The sequence below is a fragment of the Dictyobacter vulcani genome (assembly GCF_008974265.1).
In the GTDB taxonomy this organism is placed as follows: domain Bacteria; phylum Chloroflexota; class Ktedonobacteria; order Ktedonobacterales; family Ktedonobacteraceae; genus Dictyobacter; species Dictyobacter vulcani.
Genome location: NZ_BKZW01000001.1, coordinates 566956 through 593771, shown reverse-complemented (window position 1 = coordinate 593771; position 26816 = coordinate 566956). Strand labels below are relative to the sequence as shown.

General features: G+C 50.9%; 22 protein-coding genes and 2 pseudogenes. 10 read left to right on the top strand and 14 right to left on the bottom strand.

Going from position 1 to position 26816, the window contains the following annotated elements; all coding sequences use genetic code 11:
* The first annotated feature begins 10 nt into the window (after window positions 1–10).
* Together KDW_RS02470 and KDW_RS02465 are read left to right on the top strand one after the other, a co-directional pair.
* A complete protein-coding gene (locus KDW_RS02470; RefSeq protein ID WP_162004889.1) occupies window positions 11–1258 on the top strand; it encodes a glycosyltransferase in 1248 nt (415 codons plus the stop codon).
* Window positions 1180–2484, top strand: coding sequence for a glycosyltransferase (locus KDW_RS02465; RefSeq protein ID WP_151754496.1), 1305 nt, complete (start codon window positions 1180–1182; stop codon window positions 2482–2484). Before KDW_RS02470 ends, KDW_RS02465 begins: the two co-directional genes overlap by 79 nt.
* A gap of 129 nt (window positions 2485–2613) precedes the next feature.
* Here KDW_RS02465 and KDW_RS02460 read toward each other — a convergent pair whose 3' ends face one another.
* From KDW_RS02460 to KDW_RS02450, 3 genes are all read right to left on the bottom strand, one after another.
* Entirely contained in the window at window positions 2614–4851 is a 2238-nt protein-coding gene (locus KDW_RS02460; protein ID WP_151754495.1) for a D-glucuronyl C5-epimerase family protein, read from the bottom strand.
* Between the two features lie 22 nt (window positions 4852–4873).
* Complete coding sequence (locus tag KDW_RS02455) at window positions 4874–6349, bottom strand: O-antigen ligase family protein (RefSeq protein WP_162004888.1); 1476 nt, start codon at window positions 6347–6349, stop codon at window positions 4874–4876.
* 316 nt (window positions 6350–6665) lie between these two features.
* Window positions 6666–7754: a hypothetical protein gene (locus tag KDW_RS02450; RefSeq protein WP_151754493.1), complete on the bottom strand. Its 1089-nt coding sequence runs from the start codon at window positions 7752–7754 to the stop codon at window positions 6666–6668.
* A gap of 95 nt (window positions 7755–7849) precedes the next feature.
* Here KDW_RS02450 and KDW_RS02445 point away from each other — a divergent pair, with 95 nt between their 5' ends.
* The 5 genes and pseudogenes from KDW_RS02445 to KDW_RS02425 form a co-directional block, all read left to right on the top strand.
* Window positions 7850–8311, top strand: a complete 462-nt coding sequence (locus tag KDW_RS02445) for a tyrosine-type recombinase/integrase (protein ID WP_151754492.1) — start codon at window positions 7850–7852, stop codon at window positions 8309–8311.
* Entirely contained in the window at window positions 8298–8453 is a 156-nt protein-coding gene (locus KDW_RS02440; RefSeq protein WP_162004887.1) for a hypothetical protein, read from the top strand. Before KDW_RS02445 ends, KDW_RS02440 begins: the two co-directional genes overlap by 14 nt.
* Before the next feature lie 66 nt (window positions 8454–8519).
* Window positions 8520–10517, top strand: coding sequence for a hypothetical protein (locus tag KDW_RS02435; RefSeq protein WP_151754490.1), 1998 nt, complete (start codon window positions 8520–8522; stop codon window positions 10515–10517).
* Window positions 10518–10688: 171 nt separating this feature from the next.
* Window positions 10689–11078 carry a class I SAM-dependent methyltransferase gene (locus KDW_RS02430; protein WP_198925172.1) on the top strand — a complete coding sequence of 130 codons (390 nt, stop codon included), beginning with the start codon at window positions 10689–10691 and terminating at the stop codon, window positions 11076–11078.
* 79 nt (window positions 11079–11157) lie between these two features.
* Window positions 11158–11661 (top strand): annotated as a pseudogene (locus KDW_RS02425) (RNA-guided endonuclease InsQ/TnpB family protein); the annotation flags it as partial.
* A gap of 35 nt (window positions 11662–11696) precedes the next feature.
* Here the strand turns inward: KDW_RS02425 and KDW_RS33560 are convergent.
* The 8 genes and pseudogenes from KDW_RS33560 to KDW_RS31495 form a co-directional block, all read right to left on the bottom strand.
* Window positions 11697–12325: pseudogene (locus KDW_RS33560) on the bottom strand (NRAMP family divalent metal transporter); the annotation flags it as partial.
* Window positions 12326–12458: 133 nt separating this feature from the next.
* Window positions 12459–14408, bottom strand: coding sequence for a heavy metal translocating P-type ATPase (locus KDW_RS02410; RefSeq protein WP_198925171.1), 1950 nt, complete (start codon window positions 14406–14408; stop codon window positions 12459–12461).
* A 116-nt stretch (window positions 14409–14524) separates the two neighbouring features.
* Complete coding sequence (locus KDW_RS02405; protein WP_151754486.1) at window positions 14525–14905, bottom strand: ArsR/SmtB family transcription factor; 381 nt, start codon at window positions 14903–14905, stop codon at window positions 14525–14527.
* Window positions 14906–15365: 460 nt separating this feature from the next.
* The gene (locus tag KDW_RS02400; RefSeq protein WP_151754485.1) at window positions 15366–15608 is read right to left on the bottom strand and encodes a hypothetical protein; all 243 of its coding nucleotides are present in this window, start codon (window positions 15606–15608) and stop codon (window positions 15366–15368) included.
* A gap of 121 nt (window positions 15609–15729) precedes the next feature.
* Window positions 15730–16689, bottom strand: a complete 960-nt coding sequence (locus KDW_RS02395) for an ABC transporter permease (protein WP_151754484.1) — start codon at window positions 16687–16689, stop codon at window positions 15730–15732.
* Window positions 16686–17531 (bottom strand): ABC transporter ATP-binding protein, encoded by an 846-nt coding sequence (locus KDW_RS02390; protein WP_151754483.1) that lies wholly within the window; start codon window positions 17529–17531, stop codon window positions 16686–16688. Before KDW_RS02390 ends, KDW_RS02395 begins: the two co-directional genes overlap by 4 nt.
* 143 nt (window positions 17532–17674) lie before the next feature.
* Window positions 17675–18846, bottom strand: a protein-coding gene (locus KDW_RS02385) for an IS3 family transposase (protein ID WP_151754482.1) whose coding sequence is annotated in 2 segments (ribosomal slippage) — window positions 17675–18591 and window positions 18591–18846 — 1173 coding nt in all. Because the reading frame shifts where the segments join, the coding sequence is not laid out codon by codon here.
* 26 nt (window positions 18847–18872) lie between these two features.
* Window positions 18873–19019 (bottom strand): hypothetical protein, encoded by a 147-nt coding sequence (locus KDW_RS31495; protein WP_162004884.1) that lies wholly within the window; start codon window positions 19017–19019, stop codon window positions 18873–18875.
* Between the two features lie 411 nt (window positions 19020–19430).
* Between KDW_RS31495 and KDW_RS02380 the strand changes: the two genes are divergently transcribed.
* The 3 genes from KDW_RS02380 to KDW_RS02370 all read left to right on the top strand — a co-directional run bounded on the left by KDW_RS02380 (window position 19431) and on the right by KDW_RS02370 (window position 22700).
* Window positions 19431–20114 (top strand): response regulator transcription factor, encoded by a 684-nt coding sequence (locus KDW_RS02380; protein WP_151754481.1) that lies wholly within the window; start codon window positions 19431–19433, stop codon window positions 20112–20114.
* A complete protein-coding gene (locus tag KDW_RS02375) occupies window positions 20111–21586 on the top strand; it encodes a sensor histidine kinase (RefSeq protein ID WP_151754480.1) in 1476 nt (491 codons plus the stop codon). The genes KDW_RS02380 and KDW_RS02375 overlap by 4 nt, the downstream gene beginning before the upstream one ends.
* Before the next feature lie 169 nt (window positions 21587–21755).
* A complete protein-coding gene (locus tag KDW_RS02370) occupies window positions 21756–22700 on the top strand; it encodes an LssY C-terminal domain-containing protein (RefSeq protein WP_151754479.1) in 945 nt (314 codons plus the stop codon).
* A 609-nt stretch (window positions 22701–23309) separates the two neighbouring features.
* Here KDW_RS02370 and KDW_RS02365 read toward each other — a convergent pair.
* The 3 genes from KDW_RS02365 to tnpC form a co-directional block, all read right to left on the bottom strand.
* The gene (locus KDW_RS02365; protein ID WP_151754478.1) at window positions 23310–23750 is read right to left on the bottom strand and encodes a VOC family protein; all 441 of its coding nucleotides are present in this window, start codon (window positions 23748–23750) and stop codon (window positions 23310–23312) included.
* Between the two features lie 122 nt (window positions 23751–23872).
* Entirely contained in the window at window positions 23873–24997 is a 1125-nt protein-coding gene (locus KDW_RS02360) for an RNA-guided endonuclease InsQ/TnpB family protein (RefSeq protein ID WP_151754477.1), read from the bottom strand.
* A 153-nt stretch (window positions 24998–25150) separates the two neighbouring features.
* Window positions 25151–26668, bottom strand: coding sequence for an IS66 family transposase (tnpC, locus tag KDW_RS02355; RefSeq protein ID WP_151754476.1), 1518 nt, complete (start codon window positions 26666–26668; stop codon window positions 25151–25153).
* Window positions 26669–26816 lie beyond the last annotated feature (148 nt).

The window sequence follows — 26816 nt, the reverse complement described above, 5'->3', positions numbered from 1 at the left end:
GCTTTCTATCATGAATACGTTATTTCATTTTGAACATAAAGTTCAAAATCCTGTCGACAGGCAGTCGGCAACTAAGATTTGTATGTATCTACAAGGAAGTGCACGTAATAATACTTGCATCATGCGTGAAGCAACTGCGCTAGTCGAAGCCGGATATAGTGTCTTCATTGTAGATATCGAGACCGACTGTTCTCGCTCTGCTACAGAAGAGCTGCATGGCATTCGCTTGAAACACATTATGATGCCCAGCTGGTTTATCCCTACGCGTTTTAAGCCATGGTTTATCGTCAAGCTTGTGCAAGTATTTATACTAGCTACGCTTCGACTATCGTCTACGCCAGCAGAGGTTTATCACGCGCATGACGAAATAGCACTCCCTGCGTGTTATATCGTTGCATGGTTACAGCACAAAAAGCTCATATTCGAAGCACATGAAATGCCGTTATCAACTGCTGTTGTGAAAAAATGGAAAAAACTACACAGCATCTCACAATTCATCTTATCTCATATGATGCCATTATGTGCAGGAGTGATTACTGTCTCTCCTCCACTTACACAGGAGATACGTGCCTGTTATGGAGGGCCGGAAATATCGTTGGTACGTAATATCCCCCCATTGAGGGTTGTTCCCAAGAAGGATCTCTTACGACAATATCTGAGGTTGCGTCCAAATGTGCGCATTGCCCTCTATCAAGGAAATTTACAATCTGATCGTGGATTGGATCTGCTTGTTCACACTGCGAAGTTTCTGGAGCAGAATATTGTAATTGTCATGATGGGTGAGTCATTTGAACCGACACGTTCTCAATTGTATACACTTATTGCCAAAGAAAAAGTTGCTGAACAGATCCGTATCATCCCTCCCGTTCCCTATGAGGAGTTACTTGATTGGACAGCTTCTGCAGACATTGGCTTGACTATTCTGCCACCTGATTACTCGGTAAGCATAAGGATGTGCCTGCCAAACAAGTTTTTCGAGTACTTGATGGCTGGCTTGCCTGTACTTTCTTCACCACTTGATGCTATCTCCGATATAATTAGAACCTATGGCGTTGGACAAATAGTCTCCCCACTTACTCCTGCTGCGATTGGTGCTGCTATCAATACGTTTATACATGATCATAATGCCCTTGCCGTTATGCGTGACAATGCTTTGAATGCGGCCCATAACGAGTTTTATTGGGAAAAGGAAAAACAGCAACTTATTCGCCTCTATCGCAAGGTGCTGATGGAGCAAAAGGAAAGAGCTTTATCATGACCCATATTGATGATGTGCTAGAGGGTACAACTCCACTACTGCACCCTTTTAGGGTGTGTATGTATACTGTACGGAAAGCAAGTAGTGATGTGCGGGCGATGCGCTCTGCCTCAGCGCTCGTGACGGCAGGATTAGCAGTCTCAATTATTGATATTGAGAGTAAACGCTTCATCCAGGCAAAAAAAGATATTTGTGGTATATGCGTACATCATATCATTCTACCTGGCTGGTATACGTCAAGAAGCTTTGAACCCTATTTTTTTGTCAAGGCAGTATGGCTACTTATAGTCAGTATTTTATGGTTAATACGTGCTCGGGCAGATATCTATCATGCAGGTGACTTAACCGCGTTACCTGCCTGCTATATTGCCGCCAAGCTGCGCCGTAAACCAGTGATTCTTGACTTTTATGAATGCCCTATACCAGCCCCCGAGACGGATATTGTTTTCTGGCGTTGGCTTGGTTGGCTCATGGTAATCTCTCTTGGGGCTGTGCTCCCTCATTGTGAAGGTGTTATTGCTGTTTCACCTCTTATCGCACGAGAGTTTCAGCAACGGTATCATCTGTCAGAGGTGTTAGTGCTGCGGAACATACTTGAGTATTGCACCGTGGCGAAAAGCGATCTACTCCGACAATCTCTTGGCCTCTCTTCAGAGACGCGCATTGCCTTGTACCAGGGAGGTATTTTTGCGAACCGGCGACTTGATTTGTTAGTACAGGCTGCTGCTTTCCTGGAACGAGACAATATTATTGTGATGATGGGACCATCTGATCAGAAAACTCTCGTTCACTTACAACGCTTGATTTCCCGTAAGGGAGTTGCCGACCGTGTCAAAATTATCCCTCCTGTTCCTTATGATGAGCTTTTGGATTGGACAGCCTCAGCAGACATTGGTTTAATCGTTTTGGATCCAGACTATTCGCTGAGCATTCGATTGTCACTGCCAAACAAGCTCTTTGAGTATCTTATGGCTGGCCTTCCCGTACTCTCTTCTCAGCTCGATGGCGTTGTAGATATACTCACAGCCTATGAGACTGGACGAGTGGTTACCTCGCTTACGCCCACGAACATTAGCACAGCCATCAACAGAATGTTGAGAGATAGAGACGAACTTGATCGCATGCATAAAAATGCGCATAACGCAGCGAAAGAATTGTGTTGGGAAAAGGAAAAGCAACAGCTCATTCACTTGTACCAGAGAATTTTGGGAATACAGGAGACCTAATCTACATCTACAATGTTCGTTGGGAGAAAAAAACCGAGAATTACTTGGCATTCCTTGATCATGGCTGCTCAAAAACAGCGTCTTTTGCCTCAATCGAGATCCGCAAAACTTCTTTTGCCTGACATCCTGTTATAACCTTTCGCTCTCTTTCCCGGGAGACAACAACTCAGCTAATGACGACCAGTATGTTGCACGCATCCAGACACGTTTGAATAGAGAGGTCGTATTATATCGTGCAACGTAGTCTCGTGCCAAATGCCCCATTTGGCTGCGGCATTCCGCATCGCTCACAAGTTGTACCAGAGCCATCGCTGTTTGTTCCACATCTCCCACTGGGACAACTATTCCACGGCCATCTTCCAACATACGTACATTGGCCAGGGGATCATCTGAAGCTACAACAGCACAACCAGATGCCATCGCTTCTAGCATTACTAATGAATAACCGCCCCCTCGTACACCTGAATACACATAAATATCGCTGAGGCTATGAAGCAATAAAACTTCTTCGTGTGAAGCTTGTCCCCAGAGTACACAAGTCTGATTTAGTCCAAGTCTACAGATATCCTCTTCTATTTGCTTGCGCGATGGTCCTTCTCCGACGATGAGAAAGCATATCTGTTCACTTAGTTTGGGAGAAAGTTTTGAAAGAGCGATGCGTATACTTTCCAATGCAATATGAATACCCTTTTCAGGAGCAAGGCGACAGATCGTTGTAATGACGATAGCATGAGCAGGAATACCCAATTTTTTACGCAGTTCCGCTTTTGACACCGCATCAAGGAGAACATGATGATTTATTTCAACTGCGTTCACAAAGCGAGTAAGACGGCTGGGGCCTATTCCGAAGTGTCTACAGATATCCTCAACTCCATCACCTGTCACACCAGGGACATAAAAATGATCGATAAAACGAGCAGCCAACCAAGCTAGAAAAGACAGAGAGGGCCAATATCCAAAAAGCAGAAAGCGCTCTATTAGCTGGCGCAACCAGTGTTTTGACGCTAAAGCATGAATGCGCTCGTCATGATAGATAGAACTAAGAGACGATACCAGGTTACCATGGTCAATACAAATCACCCTTACTCCTGCCAGTTTTGCGGCTAGCCCTGCGAAGGCGGCGGTAAATATACCATCTTGTGGAAAAATAACGTCATAGCCAGCATCGTGCCACATCAGAGAGACAAGCTTCCGTAAACCTGCAAGGCTATAAAACCAGACAGTAGGAAATCGGAACGGAGAGGTGCCCGTATTTCTAAACTTGTGAATGATAAATTTCTCGGCATGAGGCCCAACCTCTGGAGTCAAGTACTCCATCTTCCATACATCGGTGGTTACCTCTGCTACCCTAGTCAACACTGTACGCATGCCACCGGTAACAGGGAAAGCCGTAATCGGTACACATACGCGTAGCCCTGAAGGACTTTCTGACTGATGGAAAAGATTAGCTCGTATCCGTTTCAACAACTTATGGATAATGAAGCGGCAGTAGCTTGTGATCTGATAACGCAAGCGAGTGCCAAACCTCTGCTGATAACTTTTCCAGCGCGCAGCCACTTCTAAGCAGCGTTTATTGCCAACATAGCCCGCAAGTGCCTCAAGTAGTAAGACTTGCAACGCGAACTGATCAGGGAGCGAAAGCTGTCGATAGAGCAAGTCAGTTCGCGTCCAGAATCCGCAATCAAACTCATCCAGAAGCAGTTGCATCGTTGACAAAGCGCATTGTATTAGCTCATTGACCTGATCATTGCTATGAATTGTGCTATAGTCATAAAGTCCGAAAAGAGCAAAGATGAAGCCATTCAGGTTATGTGACGCTGGGTAGACAGCCATCTCTTCAAAAAAGATGCCTTTCTCTCCTATAGGGGTACTGACTCCGCCATCCAGAATATCATGCTGAAAAGTAAGGGCTACCCTGTATGCTACCTCACGAAATGGTTCCTCTTGAGTTACTTGGTAAGCCCGCATAAGTACAGAGAGACCCAGTCCCTGTGTTAAAGCCGATAACCATGGACCTTTCACATACCTATTTGGAATCTGAGTGGAGGAAATAGGCCATCCCCCTGCACCATTTACAATGCGTACTTCGTATTCAATAAGCCACCGGGCTTGTGTTAGAAATGCATTAAGATGATCCTGACTCTTACTTGCCAGGTATTGGTTCCATTGAGCAAGCGCATACTGAGCAATTACAGTCGGATGATAGCCTATATGAGGCACTTGAGAAGGCACACCAGCATGGTCAAGATGAAATTTCCAGGATGAAATAACGGACGACATGTCGATAGGATAAACGGACAAAAGCGATGCGCTTTTCGCTTCTTTCAAAGATGTTTTGCTTCTTTTTTCACTTATGTGTCTATCCATAAGAATTCTCCTTCTAAGAAATTTAAGCGTTGGTGTGTTTTATTATGCTACAGTTTTGCCGTTTCGCGATCAAAGGGGATGAGATGGCACCAAGGAGCAACCAACCCGGTACAGCTAATGGAGCTAAAGTCCATACACCGAAGCTCCAACTATTAAAGCTTAAACTTATGATAGCCGCTATTCCTCCACAAATAAGAGGTCGAGTTTTGTTGTCAGCCAATTTCCAATTCTCTATAGCCTGCCATAAAGTGCTAATTAGAAGCATAAGAAACAGGAAAATCACTGGAAGTCCACCCATCGCCCCTAATTCCAGATACGAGTTATGCGGATTATTATAAGGATATATCTGGGATATCACGCGAAAATTCTCCTCTTTTTCCATATAAATCTGTCGTCCCAAACCAACTCCCGTTAAAGGAAAGGCCTGAATCACTTGCAATGCGGTTTGCCATAAAGCTTGACGTAATATGATTTCACTAGGTAGACTAGCATGTTGCAGCAGCATAGTGATTTGTAATGGAAAACCAACAAATAATACTCCAATTACAACCACAATACTTAGAGTCAACTGAAGTCGAAAGCTCATGGACCCAACCAGTATAAAAAAGACCGCTACCCCTACACCAGCAGATAGCCATGCTCCTGTACTGTACGTAAAAAGCAAAGCAATTGCTATAAGAGTCGCTTCTATAAGGTAGATAACTTTCTGGAAGAAGAGACAGCTTTCCACAAAAAGCCCCAAAGGAATGAAAAGCATCATTGCAAGAAAAGCACTACTTGCATCTGGTTGCAGGAAAAAAGATCCAAAGCGCAAAATACCAGAATTACCTAATGGATAAAAAGATGTGCTGTTAAGAAAAAGCTGTGCACTGGGTTTTATAAATATAGCTTTGCCTGTAGTGTACTCAAATATACTATGTAAAGCTATGAATGCTCCAAATATTAAAAATAGATTAAAAAGTCGCCTTAGACTTTTATTGTCCTTTCCAACGAGCGTTCCCAACCAGAATAGCATGAATGCACCCAGAATAAGATTGGGATAATAAGTTAAGGTATCATAAAGTGTTTGCGCTCCCTGGATCGCAGGGAAAATACTTATCACAAGAAAAGATCCCCAAAGCCATAAATTATGCGGTGCTACAAAGGGACGATTTGGAGATTGATCTAGAAAAAGGATAAACAACAAGACAAGCGCTAAAATTGGTGCGATGATATAGAAGCCGAGATACCAATCAAGGATAAGGCTAATTACGGCAACTAAAGTCGCTGCTAACTCATACTGACGAACTAAAACTATTAGCACCATTAGTGCGACACTACTAATCAGTTTCCAGAACAGGGGGCTAAACACTTTGCTTCCTAGTAACATACTTAAGTCAGATAACATCGCTGGTGTAGTGATAATGAGCATTCCAATACTCATTGTGAACAAAGCTACTGCTAGCACTAATAGCATATATCGCGAAAAATATTTGAAAGTATATTTTTTGCTATCCATATTATCATCCCTCTTATCATTACTTATTAACATTTTACTGTCTTTTTAAGATCTTGATTGTATCTAACTGTCTTTAGTATAAAAAATCTAAAAAATCTGTATGTTTCATTCTCGAGCTAATCCACGTTGACAACCCACAGAGTATTGATGTTACAGGGCTGAGGTAGACTTTTCCTGAAAACTGCAATCAGGTAAGAAGAGGCGAGGTTTTTTGTGGTTGCGTCAAATCTTTCTGAGGATGCCACCTGCCATCTATCTTCGATTCTTTCAATTTCCCCTAAATTTAAGCGAACGGTGAGGAGGTAGAGAAACAATTTTACTTGCCTGTTCCGGCATGATGATTCCAGTACTGTATACAAGCAGCTATACCCCTTTGGATACCAAGCGCAATCTCGTTGCTATTCATTGGAGTTTGTGATGTTGATACAAATACGGTATCAGCCCAACCGTAAAAGGTCAGTCCAATTGCTTTGTGTTCACAAAAACTCCTGCTTTGAGTTTCGATATCTTTTGCTGTTGGTGCAACTCGATATGCATATGTATGTGCGATAGGGCCACCAAAAGCTTGCACGATGCCGATAAATGGTTCTTTTGTGATCTTCCATCCTCTATGATGTAAGCTGCTAAATATCGCTGGGAGTAGTTTTGACATCGACCAGTCATACGCCTCAGATGAGGGAAGATGAGATGTCATAGGTATTGACAGGGTGTAGATATACAATCCAACTTCATCACATCCCTGTGGAGAGAAATTATCCGCGATCCAATCCTCCCAAGCAAATGTACGATTCGCGGTCAGATTTCCACCGAATCCGCAAATGGCAGGATGGTCGGGCGTGTACAGCTTGATGAGATGATGTATCTTTATAAGGAGTTGCCTACCGCTTCCTTTGTCCCATCGTGGCCAATCGTCAAGAGTCCAGTACCCTATAATAAGATGGTTATCTTTAACTTGTTGTAAGTGAGTTGCTATAGTTGTGAGGAACGCATCTTCACTAGCGAAAGTTGGATATAAGTTCTGTCCACAATATGTGTTTGGCCCACGAAGAGGCAGTACCATTGTGCTTAAACGTTGACACTCGTAGTAATGTAAGTAGCTGGCTATATATCCATCTACAACTTTCATGTGTAATGATTGAAGTTCTCTTCCTAATGTACTCTTCTCATCGGGAGGGTTACCATATTGAAATATCACTTGAATGCCTTCTGTTGTCGCCCTCATAGCTCTCTCGGAGGTATTAATACCAAAACCGCCCACTATATGAGATTTGTACAAATCAACAGGAATAGAGGGTGGTGATTGCTGCCGTAAGAACCAGAGAGAGAGAAAAATAAGAGCAATAATGAGACAAAGAAAAACAATCCATGCTCGTTTTATTGTCCATTGATGCTTGCTACTCAACATATTGCCATACCTCCATATTTGATCTAATAGATGATAAGCATGCCACTGATTTCAGTATAAATATGCGCGTTACCATCTGAAAGACTCCTTTTCTTTTGTCCCATGAGGAACCTGGGCTCCTTCATCTCGTAGAATCAGAAGAATGGGAACACTTGCTGCTGGCATGCTGGCCTGCGGGAGAAACGGCCCCGGGAGCAGATCAGGCCAGCGCACGCAACCAGGCGGTGCTCTGGGTGCTTGCCCAGACGGGGATGCGCACCTCTGAAGTGTGTGAGTTGCGCCTTTCAGATGTTGATCGCGACCATGGCTTGCTGAGGATACGAGGAAAGGGCTCAAGGGTACGATGGGTGCCTCTGGGGGAGGAAGGACGTCATCACCTCTCTGTGTATCTGGACCGCTATCGCCTGCCAGCTGGACAAAATCTGAAGCGCAGGCGAGCCACCCTGGCCCACATTCAACCTGGAGAGCAGGTGCTGGATGTAGGCTGCGGCACGGGAACGCTAGCCATGGATGTGGCCTGCCCGCGTAGGCCATGCGGGCCGCGTGGCAGGCGTTGATCCTGGGGCCCAGCAGATCGCCCGTGCCCGTGCGAAAGCGGCCCGGCGCAACATACCGGCCGAGTTTCAGCTTGGAGTGATCGATCCCACGGGATGCGCAACGAGATTTGTAACTGATCCGCAGAGACTGGCGAAACGCTAAAAAAAAGTGTCTCCTATAAGAGAAGAAACCTCAAAATTTTTCTCAGAAGGAGGACACCTTTCTAGTATGACGCATTCGACCACCACCGTCCAGACGACTCCAGAGTCGCAACCTTCCACTCCCAATTGGATGGGAGAAGCGGCAGCTTTTGCTCAGAGCCTCACCCAGACGGGTATTCTCACGGCTATCACCCAACGAGTCCGCTTCGCGCGCGCCCGGATGGGGACCTACGATCTCATCGATTTTGTCGTGGTCCTCGTCGGCTACGCGCTTTCCGGTGAACCGACCTTGCAAGCCTTTTACGAGCGCCTTGTGCCGTTTGCCGACGAGTTCATGGCCTTCTTTGGCCGCCAGCGTTTGCCCTCGCGCTCCGCGCTCTCTCGCTTTTTGGCGGCGCTGGATCAGGCCAGCGTCGAAAACATGCGTACCCTCTTCCAGCAAGACGTGCAGGCCCGCACGTCGTTTCCTGATCCCGGCGGGATCATCGATCGGTGTGGGCAGAGCTGGCTGGTCGCGGATGTGGATGGCACCCGAAAGGTCGCTCGCCAACGCGCCTTGCCCCAGGCCGAGTCGCTGCCTGCTGCGCGCCGTCGCTTTGACCAGGTGTGCGCCAAAGGGTATCAGGGCCGCAAGCGCGGGGAAGTCGTACGCACCAGGACCGTGGTGCTCCAAGCTCATACCCATCAGTTTCTGGGAACCTTTGGAGGGTCGGGCAACGGCGATTACCGGGGCGAACTGCTGCGAGCGATCCAGGTTCTGCTCGACTATGGAAAGCAGGTTGGTGTACCTGCCCAGCAGATCGTCATCCGCCTCGACGGCCTGTATGGCAATGCTGCTCCTCTCTGCGATGTCCTCACCTCGGGCCTGGCAGTGGTGGCCCGCCACAAGGATTACCACCTGCTGGATGTGGCGGAAATGCAGGCCGTGTTGGCTGCCGCTCCCGCTGCCACCTGTACGCACCCCGAAAGCCAGATGACCCGGACCCTGTTTGATTGTCCAGCCGTCCCGCTTTCCCCTACGGGGCCTCTGGTACGCGTGATCGTGGCGACCCATCCAGCCACCTCAGACCCTCCCTCCGTTGGGGAGCAGCGAGCGGAGACTGTCTACGAGCTCTTTGTTTCAACGCTGCCTTGCCCTGCCTTCAGCGCCAAAGATGTCCTGGATGTGTATCTGCATCGCGGTTCTTTTGAAACCGTGCTGGCGGATGAAGATGGTGAACAGGACGCTGACCGTTGGGTCTCTCACACGGCCTGGGGACAGGAATGCTTCCAGATCCTGGTTCAGTGGCTCTGGAACCTGCGGATGGAACTCGGCCTGCATCTGACTCCCGCAACAGTGCGCACGACCGAATTTGCTCCGGCTCACGCAGTTTTGCCAGTCGCTCTCAGTGAGCCAGCCGTTCCCAGTGGGTCAGCCGCTCCGGTAATCTATGGTCCTGCGCAGTGGGCCAAACGCTCGTTTACCGGCGGTTTTCCTGGCTCAGTGTTTACGCTGCAACCCGACGGTACCTTGCGCTGTCCCGCTGATCATCCGCTGTACGCGCAAGAGCGTCGACCCGAACATGATGGCTCTCTGCGTGTCTTGTATGCGGGCCGCATTGGCTTCTGTCGGGCTTGCCCCTTGCGCGAGCAGTGTCAAGAACATCCTTCCACCAAAAAACCACGCCGCGTCAGTGCCGTCTTCTGGCCTCTGCCTCCTGATCCGCTCTCTGCTCCTGCGGTGCCATCCTTGCCGCATGTTCCCGTCGTGTCTCCGTCGGCTCCCTTGCTCTGGCGCGATTGGCCTCGTCGCTCTGTGCGCCGTCACTGGACCCAGCTCCTACGGCGAGAAACAGCCACCTTTTCCTGGGAAGCTTGCCCTCAGTCCTCACAGCCAGCACATCCTCTGAAGCCAGACGAGACGCTGCTGACTCGCGAGCAGCGTGCTCATTATCGGCTCTCCTGGTCCCAGCGCCTCGCTCGCAATGCCCGTTCCGCTGATGCTCCCAGGCTCTCTGTTCTTTTACATGGCCTGCCCGTCCGCTTCTTCGAAACGTTTGGCCCTCCTGCTCAAGCCGTCGCGTAAGCCTTTTTTCCTGTCTTTGGCAACCCTTCCGATGCGCTGCTGGCTGGGCATCACCTCTTCATCGAAGTCTATCGATGCAAGGCTTTTGCTTCCTTTCCTTTTCCTGTTGAGGTTTTCAATTGATTCCATTGCCTGAGTTTACCTCGTTGCGCATCCCGTGGGTCGATTGGAGTGATCGAGCAGTTCCCTTTCCCCGATCAGACGTTCGACGTGGTGTTCGCGACCTTGATGATGCACCATTTGCCGCAGAGCCTCAAACGTCAGGGGCTCGCGGAAATCACCCGTGTGCTCAAATCAGGCGGGCGCCTGGTCGTTGCTGACTTCACACGCAAGCAGGAGCGCCAGGGCCAGGCTGCGCGCTTTCATGCCGGGGGAAGCCGCATCCGAGATCTGGTCGCCCTCGTCTCGGATGCCGGTTTCGAGGTAGTAAAAACTGAGGAGATGCGGCAGGAGCGCTTCTCTACTTTCCCAGGAGCAGGTATCGTGTGTGCGAAGCTTAGCTCAAAGGAGAGTCCTACTGTATTGAAAAATATAGGAGAGTATGATAGTCTCTGTGCATGAAGCATATATTTTCGCCAAAGTAGCGTAAAACATTCAAGACAGTGATCCGAGTGACTGGGTGGATATGGGGAGAGGTACGATGATCAAAGCCCACAAAATACGCCTTCATCCGACTGACGAGCAACAGGTGTATTTCGCCAAGGCTGCGGGAACCACACGATTCGTGTGGAATTGGGCGCTCGCCGAATGGAATCGGCACTATGAAGCCGGTGAGAAGCCGAGCGCGTTGGCGTTAAAGAAACAATTTAATGCCATCAGGCGGCAACAGTTTCCCTGGACCTGGGACGTCACCAAAAACGCCTCTGATCAGCCCTTCCTTGATCTGGGAAAGGCCTTTACCGCTTTCTTTGAAGGCATGAAGACGGGAAAACGCACCGGCTATCCCCGGTTCAAAAGCAAAAAACGCAGCAAAGCCAGCTTTTATCTTGCGAATGATCAAATGGAACTGGGCGATCATCGCGTCTGGATCCCAAAGCTTGGATGGGTCAATATGGCTGAGAATCTGCGCTTCCAGGGGAACATCAGTGGCGCACATTCTCGTCTGCGAAATACCTGGATATTGGGAAAGCAAAGAGCATCACCAAAAGTGAGCCAGATCGGATAAATGACAAAATCCGTGAGGAAGGCTCCCACCAAAGTATCAATCTGCTCGTAGCGCAGGTGCTGCACAGGAATCTGCTTGTCTGCTACCGAGGATTGCTGATAAAACTGCATCCAGGGGGCAATGGTCGTCCCAATCACGGCCACCAAGGTCAGCAAATAGCCCTGGTTGAGTTGGAGCGGTGGCACTACCGGCTGGTGGAAGACGTGCACCCAGCCGGGATGGACCAGAAACCCGCTCCCGACATAGCTGAGATAGATGGCGCACAAGACGAGCAAAATGCGCTCCACATATTTGTAGTTGCCCCGCACCACGAGAAACCAGACTACCACAGCCGCCAGCGGCACGGTAATGAAGGGGCTCACCCCGAAAATATCCATCGCTCCAGCAATCCCGCAAATTCGGCGACTGTGGTCGCGGCATTGGCCACCAACAAGAGTATCATGCTCCAGAACGCCACGCGGACTCCGAAGCGTTCGCGAATGAGATCTGCCAATCCTTTGTCGGTGACCACCCCCATGCGAGCCACCATTTCCTGCACGACGGCCAAGCTAATCGTGACCAGGACGACGGCCCACAGCAACCCATAGCCATATTGTGCCCCGGCCAGCGAGTAGCCCGTAATCCCCCTGGCATCGTTATCCACATTGGCGGTAATCAGTCCTGGCCCGATAACGGAGAACAGGATCAGGAGTTGACGTATCCATCCCCTTCGGCACTGGGGTTAGAGCCTCTGAGAGACAAGATGAGGGGTGCGGCCACGCGCTTTCTTTGCTTCTCTACTCATGGTGTTCACGTAGTCCAATCAGGCGAGCGGAATTGGCAATGACAGGGATGGATGAGAGTTCATGCAGGATCGCTCCGGTCACTGGCGCGAGAATGCCTGGAATGGCAAGCCCGACCGCAATCGCCAACACTGAAAGTGAGAAGATCAGGTTCTGCTTGATGGCTCGCATCGCTTGTCGGGAGAGGCTCAGCAAGTGGGGCAGTTTCGTGAGATCATCAGACAAGAGCGCGATCTCGGCTGTTTCAATCGCCACGTCTGTGCCACCCAACCCCATCGCCACACCCACATTCGCCGTTGCCAGGGCAGGCCCATCGTTGACACCATCCCCCACAAAGGCGACATCGAACCCTTGAGCCTGAAGCTGCTTCACGATCTCGACCTTCTGCGCCGGGAGGACTTCGGCATGGACTTCGCTGATGCCCAACTCCCCAGCAATCCGCTCAGCCGTCACGGTGTTGTCTCCCGTCACCAGAATCGTGCGAATGCCTAGCTTCTTCAGGTGCATGATCACCGAACTTGCTTGAGGCCGCAATGTATCTTCCAGCACAAGCATTCCAACAATCTGTCCGTTGTGTGCGACCAGGATGACGGTGCGTCCTACAGCTACCAGATTCGTCGCGCGAGCCTGGATCTCTGGATCAACGGTGATGCCCTGCTCGGAGAGGAGCCGTGGCCGGCCAATGACGACCTCCCCATCCTCAATGCGTGCTTGTACACCCAGCCCTGGCAGGACCGTAAACTGCTGCGGATCAGGAACAGGAAGTTCACGATCCATAGCCGCCTGGACGACCGCACGTCCTAGCGGATGCTCACTCAACTTCTCGGCAATAGCGGCCAGGCGTAACACATCGGTTTCCGTGAGTATCCCGAGAGGCTGGATGGTGGTCAGTTTGGGTTGCCCAAAGGTGAGCGTCCCCGTCTTGTCGAAAGCCACGGCAGTGACTTTCGCCATCGCTTCAATGGTCGCGCCCTTTTTGACGAGACTGCCGTGCAAGGCAGCATTGCCAATGGAGGCGACCAGGGCAGTTGGGGTCGCCAGGACCATCACACAGGGACAGAAGACGATGAGGATGGTAATAGCTCGCAGGATATCGCCGCTCCACCACCAGACGAAGGCTCCCAGAATGAGCGCGGCAGGCGTGTAAAACTTGGCATATCGATTGAGAATGCGCTCAATGGGAGCCTTCTGTTCTTGTGCCTCCTCAACCATACGTCGGATCTGGCCGAGGGTGGTTTCTTCTCCTACTTTGGTGGTACGCACTTCCAGGGCTCCCAGTTCGTTCAGCGTTCCCGCGTATACTGTATCACCAGGACGCCTTTCCACCGCCATACTCTCGCCCGTGATAGCGGCTTGATTGATGGAAGCGGTTCCCTGAACAACCACCCCATCAACTGGGATGCGATCCCCTGAGCGGATCAGCACCAGATCAGCGCTTTGCACCTCCGAGAGTACGACGACCAGATCTTCCCCGTTCCGCCTGACAGTCACCCGGTCCGGGAGGAGTTTTGAAAGCGAATCCAGGGCATTGCCTGCGCGCGCGGAGACGAACTCTTCCAGCATCCCGCCCAAGAGCAAGAGCACAGCGACGACCGCCGCCGCAGAATATTGACCGATGATGAGGGCTGCGGCAGTGGCAAACGAAACCGGAATATCCGCCGTGAAATCGCGTTCGCGAATGCCCTGAATGGCCGACCACCAGATGTAGAGGGAACCAGCCAGAGCAGCCGCCAGATACAACCACGTACGTGCATGCTCTGAATTGATCAGTCCATCAGGGGTCACAATGGTGGCGGCAATCAGCAGCACAAGACTTGCCAGGGTAAAGAGCGTCCCTGGATCAAGCAAAAAGTCGCGGTATCGTCCAACAAAGCGTTGCCCGCCTTGTACACAGGTGACACATGCGCTCTGAAAACGCATCAGAGCCGAAGGTGATGAAGCCATGAAGCCTCCTTCCATACTGCATATATGCTCAAGTAGTCACATAGATAGCCAAAAAAGAAGCTGGGCTGACCTTGAAAAGCCTCGACAACAGAGCGTGAAGCGGCTTTGAGCGAGGCTCAAGGATACGGATGATCGGGAAGCCCTCGCCTGACATGATCGATATGGTAGTCGGCTTCTTTGAAGAGGGCGCTGACATGGTGATCATCGACGTGATAGTAGATGGTATTGCCATCACGCTGTGATTTGACCAGGCGACGATCTCGTAAAAAGCGCAGTTGATGCGAAACTCCTGACGAGGAGACGCTGACGAGGAGCGCCAGGTCACGGACACACATGGGGCGCTGAATCAAGGCATAGAGAATACGAGCGCGGGTAGGATCGGAGAGCGCCTGAAAGGTCTCGACGATCATCTGCAAGTGTGCTTCGGGAAGGGCCTCAGTACGCGCTGTCTCTAATGTTTCAGCATCGATAGCTTGGAGTGTCTCTTCCTTCTCCATTCCATCTTCTCCTTTTGATATGTGAATACCTGTTCATATAGTAATAGAGAGAGAAGGGGGCGTCAAGAGAGAAACGGCCCTTGAGTATAATGAAACCGAAAGACAACGTTAAGGAATTTGTGCTCATCAGACCGTGATTGCTCGACAGAAGAGAGGATCATGAGGGGCGTCATCACTACAGGGGGAACAAGACTAGCGGCTGACAGAATATTCTGCCAGTCAAAAGATGACGCGTAGATGCAGGGAGTGCTATGTACTAGCATCGTCTTGGGATGCCTCTGTGGCTTCCTCTTGCTCCGCTGCACTCTCCTCTTCGCGCCAGCTTTCAGTAGGTGCACAACTCATGAATAGAGTGATTCTCTCGTTCTGGGAAGGCGAAGAGCAACTCCGGCCAACGGCAAAATGAAACCCATGCAGGTTTCTGTCGAGGGCCGGAAGGCTCCACCAGGATGGGATCAGGTTACTTCGTCCGTCCAGCACGACGAGCAAGAACCGCCACGCCTGCGCAGATCACCGCGAGCACGAGAAAGGCTGCCGCATAGTCCGGTTTGGGGTCTAGGGGAGGATGGGAATGGCTCAAAGAGACATGATAGACCCCGGGAAGGACATAATAGATTCCCAAAAGCAGGCACAGGATCGTGCCAATAATACTCACGACGAAAAGCGCCGGATGTTTCAGGATGGCAAGCAGTTGTGTGTTCATCTAGAGATACTCCTTTTTGTTGTTTCTTTTCTTCTTTTGTTACGGATCGCTCGTCTTCCGACCAGGAGCGAGTGTTTGCTTGGTGCGCTCTCGGTCGAGTCCGTGGTCGAGGATCTCGCTCTTACTGCAACACATCGCGCTTGAGAAAGAGGAGGGTTGGCACGCCTGCCAGCACAAGCCCCCAGACCAAGACGATGAGCAATGACTGGATGGGACTGGACGCTACGCAGATATTCCCCACTGGGGTACACGCAACGACCCCATCAATCCGGTCGAGTCCTTGCGCGAGGAACTTCGGCAGCATATCGGCATAGAAGGCATTCAGATTCGTGGTGTAGAGGACATCCACGATCTGATTGCCCAGTTGCGTGTGGAGTGCCTTGCTGAGCACGGGCAAGATCTGCGCGGCGATATCTTCACCGATAAGATAGGCAAAACTGGCTGCCATCCCGAAGGCCGCTGAGCGTGCCACCAGAGCGAGTGCTGCCCCGAAGAGCAAGCAGAACAAAAAGCTCTCGTAGGATCCGACACAAACAGCGAGGACACTTTGCAGCGTGGGGCCATCGAGACTCAGCAACGTGGGAGCAGGCTGGTGAAAGAGAATCAGCAAGCTGGTTAACACTGCGCTCAAAAGGAGGCTTGCGATCACCAGTGCCAGGCACACCACGGCAAGCGCGATGTATTTCGACAGCAAATACGCCGCCCGATTGACCCCCCGGCTGAGAATGAGGCGGATCGAGCCATTGCTAAACTCGGAGCCAAAGGCCAGACCTCCCAGTGCCGCCGTGATGAACATTCCTCCACGCCGTCCGAGGATGAGTGGTTGGGAGAGGGCATTACGCAGGGCCTCCGCTCCACCCAGGAGGTGCCCCGGCTCAAAACCCTCATGTGTTTTCATGGCATAGAAGACGAGGACACACCAGGCAGTGAATACGAAAAACAGATCAACGCCCAGCAGGATCCAGGTGACGCGGTGCTTCCAGAGCTTGTAGAGTTCATTCTGAATCAATTGCCAGAGGGTTGCTGTTGGAATTGCTGTCTGGGACAGGGACGTCTTCAATACGTTTGCGCCTGCTTTCATAAGCCCGCCTCCTGATCAGTCAGTCGTAAAAAGACCTGTTCGAGTTCCTCTTCCCGACGATGGACACTTTCCGGCCAGATATTCTGCTGTACCAGGAACGCAATGAGATCACGTCCTCGCGCCGATGGCGCATCGAGTAACACGTGGTTGTGTTCAAGGTGGGCAGAGCGCACAAGAGGAAGTTGCGAAAGCAAGGGAAGTGCCTGTGGCGGGTTCGGGACGTCTATCTCCCAGAGACCATTGGCTCGCAGCAGTTCATCAACAGTTCCGCTCGCGATCATGTATCCAGCACGGACAATGCCAATGCGTGTGCAAAATTGACGGACTTCCGCCAGAATGTGGCTGGAGACAAAGATGGTCTTCCCTTGCGTCGCCAGACGCCGAATCAATTCACGCATCTCGACAATGCCAGCAGGATCAAGCCCATTGCCAGGTTCATCCAGAATGATCAGGTCCGGGTCGGTGAGTAAGGCCGCTCCAACCCCGAGTCGCTGACGCATGCCAAGCGAGTAGGTGCCATAGCGATCGTTTCCCCGGCTTTCAAGCCCCACCAGTTCCAGGACCTCATCGACGCGAGTGTGCGCAACGCCTCCGGTATAGCCTCCCACGACGATCAAGTTGTCTCGCCCACTTAAATACGCTTGAAAGGCTGGCTGTTCGATCAAGGCACCCACGCGTGGCAGCAGACGACGCGGATGGTGATCGAGCCGTTCACCAAAGAGCCGAATCTCTCCAGAGGTTGGGCGAACGAGGTTCAGGAGCATGCGAATAGTCGTTGTTTTTCCTGCGCCATTGGGGCCTAGAAATCCAAAGACCTCTCCTCGTTTGACTTCCAGGTTCATTCCATTGACAGCTCTTCGTTTTCCATTGAGATTGCCCCGTTTTTGTAGAGTCTCCAGTGGTGAGAGCTGAGGGGAACAAAAAACGTTTATACGTACGTATGTAACGTAATACGTACATATTTTACTATAGAAAATGTAATACGTCAAATGCTTTGTAACATAGGTACTACTCTCATACGCTCATATTGTAATGGGCTCATATACCCCAACGTCGAATGCCGACGAATTCGATTGTAATACGCCTCGATATAGACAAAAAGCGCTGATCTTGCTTCGTCATGTGACGAATAGAATGTCTCTCTCACACATTCATCTTTTAATGTTCCAAAAAATGACTCCATTACTGCGTTGTCCCAACAATTTCCTTTTCGTGACATGCTTGGCCGTATTCCATATTGCTGTAAATATGCCTGATATGCATGCGATGTGTATTGACTTCCCCTATCACTGTGGTGCAAGAGTCCAGCATCAGGACAACGGCGAGCCAGAGCGTGTTCAAGCGCGTGCTCTACTAACTTCTCATCACAACTGCCTGACATCGACCATCCTACAACCATTCGTGAATACAAATCCAGGACCGCTGCAAGATAGAGCCATCCTTGTTTTGTCGGAATATACGTAATGTCCGTAACCCATTTCCTATTTGGCTCTTCCGCATGAAAATCACGATTGAGGAGATTGAGAGCAACTGGATGTGCTTCATCTCTCTTTGTCGTTATCACCCGACGGCGTTTGGATCTGGCTGACAGTTCCTCTGCTCGCATCAACCTGGCCACTCGTTTCCGTGAACAGCTCATCCCTTCATCATGCAAATCTCTGTAGATACGCGGTGCACCATATCTTCCCTGATGCACCTCAAACACCTGCTTGATCTCCTGAGTCAACTGAGCATCTTCTTGCTTCCGTCGGCAGGTTGGACGTTTGCGCCAGGCGTAAAAGCCACTTTCCGAGACCCCGAGCACACCACACATCACTACTATTGTGAACTCATGCTTGTGCTCTTCTATGAATTGATATTTCATCGCTGGTCCCGAGAGAAGATGCTCACTACTTTTTTTAAAATGTCACGCTCTTGTTGCACGCGTCCTAATTCCCGTTTCAAACGCGCAACTTCTTCTTCTAAGGCTGTTTGATGTCCCTTTCCTGGAAATGCTTCTGATCCATGTTCCGCTAATTCCTTGCGCCAACTATGGATCGCGCTGTCGGAGATGCCCAGCTCCCGCGCTATTTGCGTGATCGGCTTACCTGACGTTTGTGCTAGTCGCACCGCTTCTTCTTTGAATTCTCGTGTGTAGACCTTTTGATTCTTGCCCATTGATCCATCCCTTTTCCAAGCTTGGTTTAGTATACCTCAGCTTTCGGGACTCTTTCAAACTGGGGCAAGCTCACATAGACCTTGCTCAGTCCGACCGTTTGCAGGATCGTCTCGCCTGCAACGGCGTGTGGAGGAGGGGAAAACGCTTGTGCCTGTAAGGATTCACGAATCATCTATATTCCCTTTTCCTTCTTTTTTTCTCTCTCTTTGTTTGTCAGAACATATCCCGATGTGTTTCAGATTTCAATTGACCGATATCTCTTTTTGTTCGCTTGTCTCTCAGGCCGGAGAGCGATGTGAAACAGACGGCACGTCAAGAGACGGTTTGCTCCTTCGCGCTCCACGAGCAGAGGAGATGCAGATGAGCGTCTCTTGCTTCACCCTCCTATACGCGTTCGCGTCGCGCGCTTGAGAGCAGTGCTCGTGTCCAGATCTGACCCTACTGTAGTGACCGTAGATGAGAAGAAGCTGAGAACCGCAGGCAGGAGGACCTTTGGAGAGGTTCTCATCTTCACCTCATCTCTGGAGAGATACAATAGCAGGTGTGAGACCTGTTCCTCACAGCGCAAGAAAAGGAGGTGTGTATGCGTTTACTTGTTGTTGAAGATCACCCTGTGCTGGGTCCTGATCTCAAAAAAGGGCTCGAACGATGTCATTATCTGGTCGATCTGGTCAATAGTGGAGAGGAAGCCCTGACCCGCGAGAGTGACGTTCCGTATGATCTCATCATTTTAGATATCCTGCTCCCCGGTCTCTCTGGCCGTGAGGTGTGCCGACGGCTGCGTGAGATGCACCAACACCAGCAGGTGCCCATCTTGTTTCTCACCGCCCTGGGGACCGTTGAGGACCGCATCCAGGGTTTGGACCTGGGCGCGGATGATTATCTCGTCAAGCCATTTGACTTTGGGGAGTTAGAGGCGCGGGTGCGTGCGCTGTTGCGTCGGGATGGCACGCCCAGGACGCCGGTCCTACGCTTTGCCGACATTACCCTGGATACGCGCACTCATGAGGCGCGACGAGGCGAACGGGTGATCGCGCTTTCCAGCAAGGAATATGCCCTGCTGGACTTCTTTCTGCGTCATCCTCATGAGATATTGAGCCGCGCGACGATAGCCGAACATGTCTGGGACTATGATGCCGAGCAGTTTTCCAATGTCATTGAGGTCTATGTTCGCTATTTGCGCAACAAACTCTGCGCGGCAGGAGAACCCAATGTGATCCAGACGGTGTGTGGCTCTGGCTATCAGTTGAAGGAGCCGATCCAATGAGCCGAATACTCACCACCTTACATCGCTCCTTTCCGTTCAGTCTGCGGTTGCAGATGGCTAGCTGGTATACCACGGCCTTTGCGGTGCTGCTGCTGCTCACCGGAGCTGTGTTCTATCAGTACCTCGAACACACCATGGAAGCGAGTCTCGATACCGATCTGCAACTGCGCGCCCAGCAGATCTCTGGTGGTCTCGTTCTCCACAATGGAATAGTAACCCTACCAGGTTTTGGCCAGGCGACGCCCGAGCAGGGACTTTCCCCGGCAGACGTCAATGCGGGAGCCCTGATTCGTCTGCTGGATGCGCACGGAAGGCCACTCAGCGAGACACCCGCTTTTCCCGCCTTGCAGGTACCTCTGGCAAGTATCACCCAACCACTGCAAGGCATCCCCTGGCAAGGAACCGTTCGGTCCACTTCAGATCAGGAAGTGCGCCTCTACAGCCGCACGCTGACCAACGAGGGAAAACCAGTGGCAGTGATCCAGGTAGGAGAGTCACTGTCCAATTTGCATATGCTGCTCCATCAACTGGTCGCCGCCCTGCTCGTCGTGGGGTTTCTGGTCTTGGCTTCCTGCGCGGCTGGCAGTTACTGGCTGGCTGCGCGCTCGTTCGCGCCTATGCAACGGCTCGCGGAGACGGCGCGCAAGATCAAAGCAGGGGATCTACACCAGCGGGTTCCAGTACCTCCCGTCCGCGACGAAGTGCAGTACCTGGCCGTGACCCTCAATTCGATGCTCGATTCGCTCGATCAAGCCTTCTCCCGACAACGCCAATTTGTCGCCGATGCCTCCCATGAGTTACGGACGCCAGTCGCGGTGATCCGCAATAAAGCTGGGATTGCCCTGCTAGAGACGCCACGGCTCGAAGAGACCGTGACAGCTCTGAGTGAGATCCGCACGGAAACCGAGCGGCTGACGCTTCTGCTGACTGACCTGTTAACCCTGGCGCGTGGCGATGAAGGACAGGCGCAGTTTGAGCGCGAAGTGGTCCAGTTGGATCGCCTGGTAGAGACGTGCGTCTCGACGACCGAGGTCCTGGCAGATGAGCGGAGGATTGCACTCGCCGTGCAGATCCCCCATCCAGTGACCGTGGTGGGAGATGAGGCCCGGCTCATCCAGGTGGTGATAAACCTGCTGGATAACGCGATCCGCTACACCAATCCAGGAGGTCAGGTCTGGGTTTCGGTGGAACAGACGGACGAGGAAGCCTGCCTGATCGTTCGTGATACGGGTATTGGGATGGCACCAGAACACCTGCCCCATATCTTTGAACGGTTCTACCGTGCCGATTCCACCCGGCGACGGACAGGGGGCAGTAGTAGTGGACTGGGACTTTCCATTGTCGATTGGATCGTCCGCACGCATGGCGGCTTGGTCAGTGTGGAAAGCCAGGTGGGACAGGGCTCCTGTTTTACCGTCACACTGCCGCTCACGTCCCTACCACGTAAAATCGACCCCCCCACGCTTCCCTGAGGCGCAACCAGCCGCCAAAGAGATTGCATGCGACTTCTGCTCGTGTTTGCAGATTGGCGAGGTATGCGCCCGTCTGCGTGGATGGGAACGAGCAGTCGGAGGAGACAGGAGAAGGTTCGCTGCATTTCCTTCGCAATTTGTGAGAGGAGAAAACAGAAAGAGGTGACTTATGAGCAACAAGATAACCTGCGTAATGAGCATCATCAGTCTTTCATTGTTGCTTTTTCTCGCACTCACGGTAGCGCTCATCTGTTTTTATCCCTACACCTATGATTTCACCACCTCTCCTAAAATAACTCGGACACAATCCGGAGCAGCGGGAGATCCGATCAACCTGGTCTTTGTCGGAACTCAAGCTCAGATAATGCAAAGCTTTCACCAAGCCGGATGGCTGATTCCTGATCCCATTACCCTCCAAACTTCTGCGAAAATTGCGGCTGATAGTCTTGCTCACAAACCTTACCCCACGGCACCCGTCAGTCATCTCTACGCCTTTGGGCGCGTCCAGGATCTGGCGTTTGAAAAACCCAGCAACGATGTCCAAAACCGCGAGCATATTCGTCTCTGGAAGACCGGAACGCGCATCGGTGGTCAACTTGTCTGGATTGGACAAGCATCCTACGATAGCGGGATTGAGCTCAGTGGGACTACCCATCTTCCCACCCATCACATTGCTCCTCCTGTTGACCTGGAAAGAAATGCGGTCGGTGATGACCTGGAAAAAACCGGTCTGGTCACAGAGGAAGTGGACGCAGCTTTTACTGCTCCCATTTTGTATGCCCGCAACGGAGGAGGGGACTATTATGAGAGCGATGGTGATGTGCTGGTGATCACCTATGCGCACGCTCCCATCCAGTTCATGCAGCAAGAAGGGATGATCGCTCAACTGAAAGACGGATTCTTTCTCTTCTATGATACGCTCGAAACCTCGCTTCTCCTTGCGGTTGCCGTTGGCATAATGGGCTTTTCGTTGGTTGTGGTGGGGGGGGCGGTTCTGAGATGGCTTTTTCAGAAATTTGGCGTGGCCATTCTTTTGAGCACATACTCCTTTGGGAAGAAGATCCTCAGAACGGAGCGTTACGATAATGACGCTCACTCTATCCGCTCCCATTGAAAATCCCTTCCTCTATAGATATCGCAACGAGAAGGTGTTTGTGGTGATTCAACGTATTGTTTGTCTATAATTCGCTGTGGGATACTGGTGATCCCACAACGGGAAAATAAAAGAAAAAGATTTTCTTCAAAATGTTTATCTGGGAAATCCTGCCTGCCTTGAAATTGGGAAGGGGATTGATTATAGTGCTTCTAGAGCTTCTGAGGAAAATTATACTGCCTACAGAAGCTTGGAACATATATTATCCATTGAGTGGCAAAAAAGCTTGAGAAATATATTACTCGAATAGGAGTAGGATTTTTTGCGACATACTTTTCTTGGGCGGAAAAGCTCATGCATAAGAAGATTCGCTTGATGAAATATTTTCTCTGGTTTTTCAAAAGCTCATGTATAAGAGAATTGAAAATGGCATATTTCTCGTGAAATACTATGTCAATGAATCTCATATGAGCATTGGCATACATAGATTGGCCTGAGAGGCTGATGTACAGCAAGAGAGCGTAGTCCTTGTGAGTTCCTGCCTTCCACGCAGGCTAACTCTGGCGTGGAGCAACGGGCCAACGGAAGGCTTTATCCATCGCCTAAAGCGGCAAGCGTATGGGCGGCGACTCAGCTGAGTTCTTGGGCCAGCCCAATGAGAAGTCCTTCAGGTCCGCGGATGTAGCAGAGCCGATACACGTCCTGGTACTGGACCACTTCGCTGCTGACAAGCTCTGCGCCGTGCTTGCGGAGCCGGACGAGTGTATCGTCGATGTCGTCCACGGCAAACATGACCCGTAGGTAGCCGAGAGCGTTAACTGGGGCGTTCCGGTGATCGGCGACCACTGGAGGCGTGATAAATCGCGAGAGCTCAAGACGGCTGTGGCCGTCTGGCGTGCGCATCATGGCGATCTCAACGCGCTGGTCGCCCAGTCCAGTGACGCGCCCTGCCCACTCGCCTTCTGCCATGGCTCGCCCTTCGAGCACGAGGCCGAGCTCAGCGAAAAAAGAAATAGCGGTATCGAGGGATTCCACCACGATGCCGATGTTGTCCATTCGTTTAATTGCCATATATCCATTCTTTGACACTCCCCCGATAAATCGAGGGGGATTCTTCTTTCACTCACCAGGCTTGCTCGATGCTATCGCTACCAACGAGTAGAGGTCCAATGTCCAGAAGCGTTCCCAACCCACTATGGGGTGGTGGTTCCTGCCTGCCCGGCAGTACCGTTCTCTAAGGCTTTTTGGAGAATATTTCTCGCCGCATTTTCATCGCGATCCATGATCAGTCCACAGGAACAGATATGGGTCCGCACGCTCAGGCTCTTCTTCACCATAGTCCCACATCGCGAACACTTCTGGCTCGTGAAATGTGGTGCCACCTTGATGATGGGGATCGCATGCATGGCTCCATAGTAACATATCCAGGCCAGGAATCCTCCCCAGGCTGCATCATTGATCGATTTCGCCAGATGCCTGTTCTTGACCATATTGGCGATCTTGAGATGTTCAAATGCAATCAGGTCGTGAGACGTAACGAACGCGTTCGCCTGTTTTCTGGCGAAATCTTCACGCTGCCTTTGAACTTTGAGATGCGCTTTGGCCAGCCGCTTGCGTGCTTTCATGCGATTGCGGCTTTGCTTTTGTGTACGAGAGAGGCGACGATGCAAGTGTTTGAGTCGTTTTTCAGCTTTGCGCAGATAGCGAGGATTGTTCATTGTCTTGCCATGAGAGTCGGTCGTGTAGGCATTCAAGCCAACATCAATGCCAACGATGTTCCCAGTGGGGATGTGTTCAATCACACGCTCAGCCCGAACACAAAACTGGACGTAGAATCCGTCTGCTCGTTTGATGAGCCTGACGCGTTTGATCTGCTTCAACGGAAAAGTTTCAATCGTGCGGGTTCCCACCAGGCGTACTCGGCCAATACCACATCCATCGGTAAAGAGGATATGACGACCATCGGCATCAAGCTTCCAACCAGAGGTTTTATACTCGACGCTCCGATGCGTGTGGACAAACTTCGGATAGCCCTTTTTCCCCGGTGTGTGTTGCTTGCAATTGTCATAGAAGCGGGCAATGGCGTGCCATGCGCGATCAGCGGCCGATTGACGAGCCTGAGAGTTGAGACGAGAGGCAAAGGAGAAGTCTTGAGCTAAAACGGCACAATACTTCCGCAAGTCATTCTGGCTTATGCTTCGCTCATCCATCCAGAGGCGTAGGCATTTATTCCGAATGAATTGGGTGGTACGGATTGCTTCATCAATCGCTGCGTATTGCTGCTGGTTCCCGTCGATTTTGTATTCAAACACGAGCATGTGCGTACTTCTCCATGGTGATTGTCGTAAGTATCTCTCAGCTGTATTGAAAAGTCAATCGATACTAATCAATATGGAGCGGTGCTTTCATCCCCTGCTTCAAAGCCTGTCTTTTACCCACATTTAACATTTGCAGGTAACTATTCAGGAGTGCTAGAAAGCAGGAAGAACGAGTTCGCCTGTGAATGTAGATTCTAAGGCAGCGAGAAGTGGCTGACCTTGCTTGCGCATGGTCGAAAGATAGCTTCGAATGCGGCAAAACGCTTGAGCACCAGCAATGGAGCGGAAACATCCCGAGACTTTTTGCTGAACTTTGATCATGCGGACATCTCTTTCCGCCTGGCTGTTATCAAAAGGCACAGCAAAATCATACAAGAAGGTCAGAACTGCTTCCTCTTGTTGGCACAATCGATCGAGCAAATTGAGAGCGACGCTTTGTTTGGGCCGTCCTCGTTTGGGGGGAGACATCTCAGCAGGTGGGTCCAGCATGTTGGCTTGATATCCCTTGAGAACAATGGCTGAATACTGATTGCGCAAACAACGATACAACCGAGCGGGTAACGTTGCTTGCCCCGATGCTTTTGCATCTTCTACGTGAGCTTTCATCTGGAGGAGGAGCTCTTTCATCTCTGCGGCCCATGCCTGATTCCAGTCTTCAGCCAAACAGGTCAACTCTCGGAGATGATGAACATTACACAACGCATGTCCACACGCAAACTGACGATAGCTTTTCCAGCCATCATGCACACTCACGCCGATGAAGTGAGCGAGCAGGTTCATATCGTGGAGGGCTGTGGCCCCTCGTTTGGCATGAATGACATACCACGTGAGCTGAGCGGTACAGGTGACATGAACCCACCAGTTGTGTTTGCCCACGTGACATCCTGTTTCATCTTGGTGAATGACCTTTTGAGCACACAAGGCTTCTCGGAGCAAGATTTCGACAGGTTCTAATTGTTTCGCACATCGTTGGATGAGCGTTGTCAGTGTTCCAGGGCTCATCGCGTGTCCGAACACATCGTGCAAGAGTTCACAGCTCCGCTCATAGGGCAACAATTGATATTGGACCAGATAGACGGCCAAGGCTGCAAAAGCATCACTGTATTGGACCTGGGCACGTACCGATGAAGGGAAAGGGGCTTGAGAAAGAGACTGACAGCTTGGACACCATTTTGCTTGGCTTTGATGTTCAATCACCACGGCTCGTTTCGTGGGAAGGTCAATGATTTGACGGCGCTCGAGAGCCAGTGCCGGTGCATGGTGTAATGGCGTCAGACAATGATGGCAATGGTCAACCGTGTGAACAATGACCTGATCAGGCTGATCAATGAGCATCAACGTGTGACCTTGATGGCCACTTTGGACGCCTGATGCACGCCCACTTTTGGAACGCAAGCTTTTGGGTTGCCGGTGAAAACGATCAGAAGAAGGAGGAAGATGGCTATTGTGACTATCTTTTTTGAGCTGCTTTTGTAAGCGTTCAACATCGCGTTTCAATGCCTCAAGTTGCTGCTCAAGATGTTCAATGATCGCCTGCGATTTCATCAGTTGAGCATCTTGCAATCGAAGGCGTTCCTGTTGCAAGGCAATCGTTTCACGCTGTTGATCAACCACTTCTCGCAACAGGGCATTTTCCTGGCGAAGATGGAGTAACTCTTCTTCTATCATCATACTTCTACTGTAACGGTTTTCTTCTTCTTTTACAAGGGTTCTAGGAGACCTGAGTAGTTACATTTGCAGAATGAAGACGGCTTCAGTTGCAAATTACCAAGGATGAGTGCGCAAGGAACCCGCACAAGCTCATCCTTCTGAATCACCT

Coding starts and splice junctions, on each gene's coding strand:
- KDW_RS02470 (WP_162004889.1), top strand. CDS start 11: ATGAATACGTTATTTCATTTTGAACATAAAGTTCAAAATCCTGTCGAC.
- KDW_RS02460 (WP_151754495.1), bottom strand. CDS start 4,851: ATGGATAGACACATAAGTGAAAAAAGAAGCAAAACATCTTTGAAAGAA.
- KDW_RS02455 (WP_162004888.1), bottom strand. CDS start 6,349: ATGGATAGCAAAAAATATACTTTCAAATATTTTTCGCGATATATGCTA.
- KDW_RS02450 (WP_151754493.1), bottom strand. CDS start 7,754: ATGTTGAGTAGCAAGCATCAATGGACAATAAAACGAGCATGGATTGTT.
- KDW_RS02435 (WP_151754490.1), top strand. CDS start 8,520: ATGACGCATTCGACCACCACCGTCCAGACGACTCCAGAGTCGCAACCT.
- KDW_RS02410 (WP_198925171.1), bottom strand. CDS start 14,408: ATGGCTTCATCACCTTCGGCTCTGATGCGTTTTCAGAGCGCATGTGTC.
- KDW_RS02405 (WP_151754486.1), bottom strand. CDS start 14,905: ATGGAGAAGGAAGAGACACTCCAAGCTATCGATGCTGAAACATTAGAG.
- KDW_RS02400 (WP_151754485.1), bottom strand. CDS start 15,608: ATGAACACACAACTGCTTGCCATCCTGAAACATCCGGCGCTTTTCGTC.
- KDW_RS02395 (WP_151754484.1), bottom strand. CDS start 16,689: ATGAAAGCAGGCGCAAACGTATTGAAGACGTCCCTGTCCCAGACAGCA.
- KDW_RS02390 (WP_151754483.1), bottom strand. CDS start 17,531: ATGAACCTGGAAGTCAAACGAGGAGAGGTCTTTGGATTTCTAGGCCCC.
- KDW_RS31495 (WP_162004884.1), bottom strand. CDS start 19,019: ATGATTCGTGAATCCTTACAGGCACAAGCGTTTTCCCCTCCTCCACAC.
- KDW_RS02380 (WP_151754481.1), top strand. CDS start 19,431: ATGCGTTTACTTGTTGTTGAAGATCACCCTGTGCTGGGTCCTGATCTC.
- KDW_RS02375 (WP_151754480.1), top strand. CDS start 20,111: ATGAGCCGAATACTCACCACCTTACATCGCTCCTTTCCGTTCAGTCTG.
- KDW_RS02370 (WP_151754479.1), top strand. CDS start 21,756: ATGAGCAACAAGATAACCTGCGTAATGAGCATCATCAGTCTTTCATTG.
- KDW_RS02365 (WP_151754478.1), bottom strand. CDS start 23,750: ATGGCAATTAAACGAATGGACAACATCGGCATCGTGGTGGAATCCCTC.
- KDW_RS02360 (WP_151754477.1), bottom strand. CDS start 24,997: ATGCTCGTGTTTGAATACAAAATCGACGGGAACCAGCAGCAATACGCA.
- tnpC (WP_151754476.1), bottom strand. CDS start 26,668: ATGATGATAGAAGAAGAGTTACTCCATCTTCGCCAGGAAAATGCCCTG.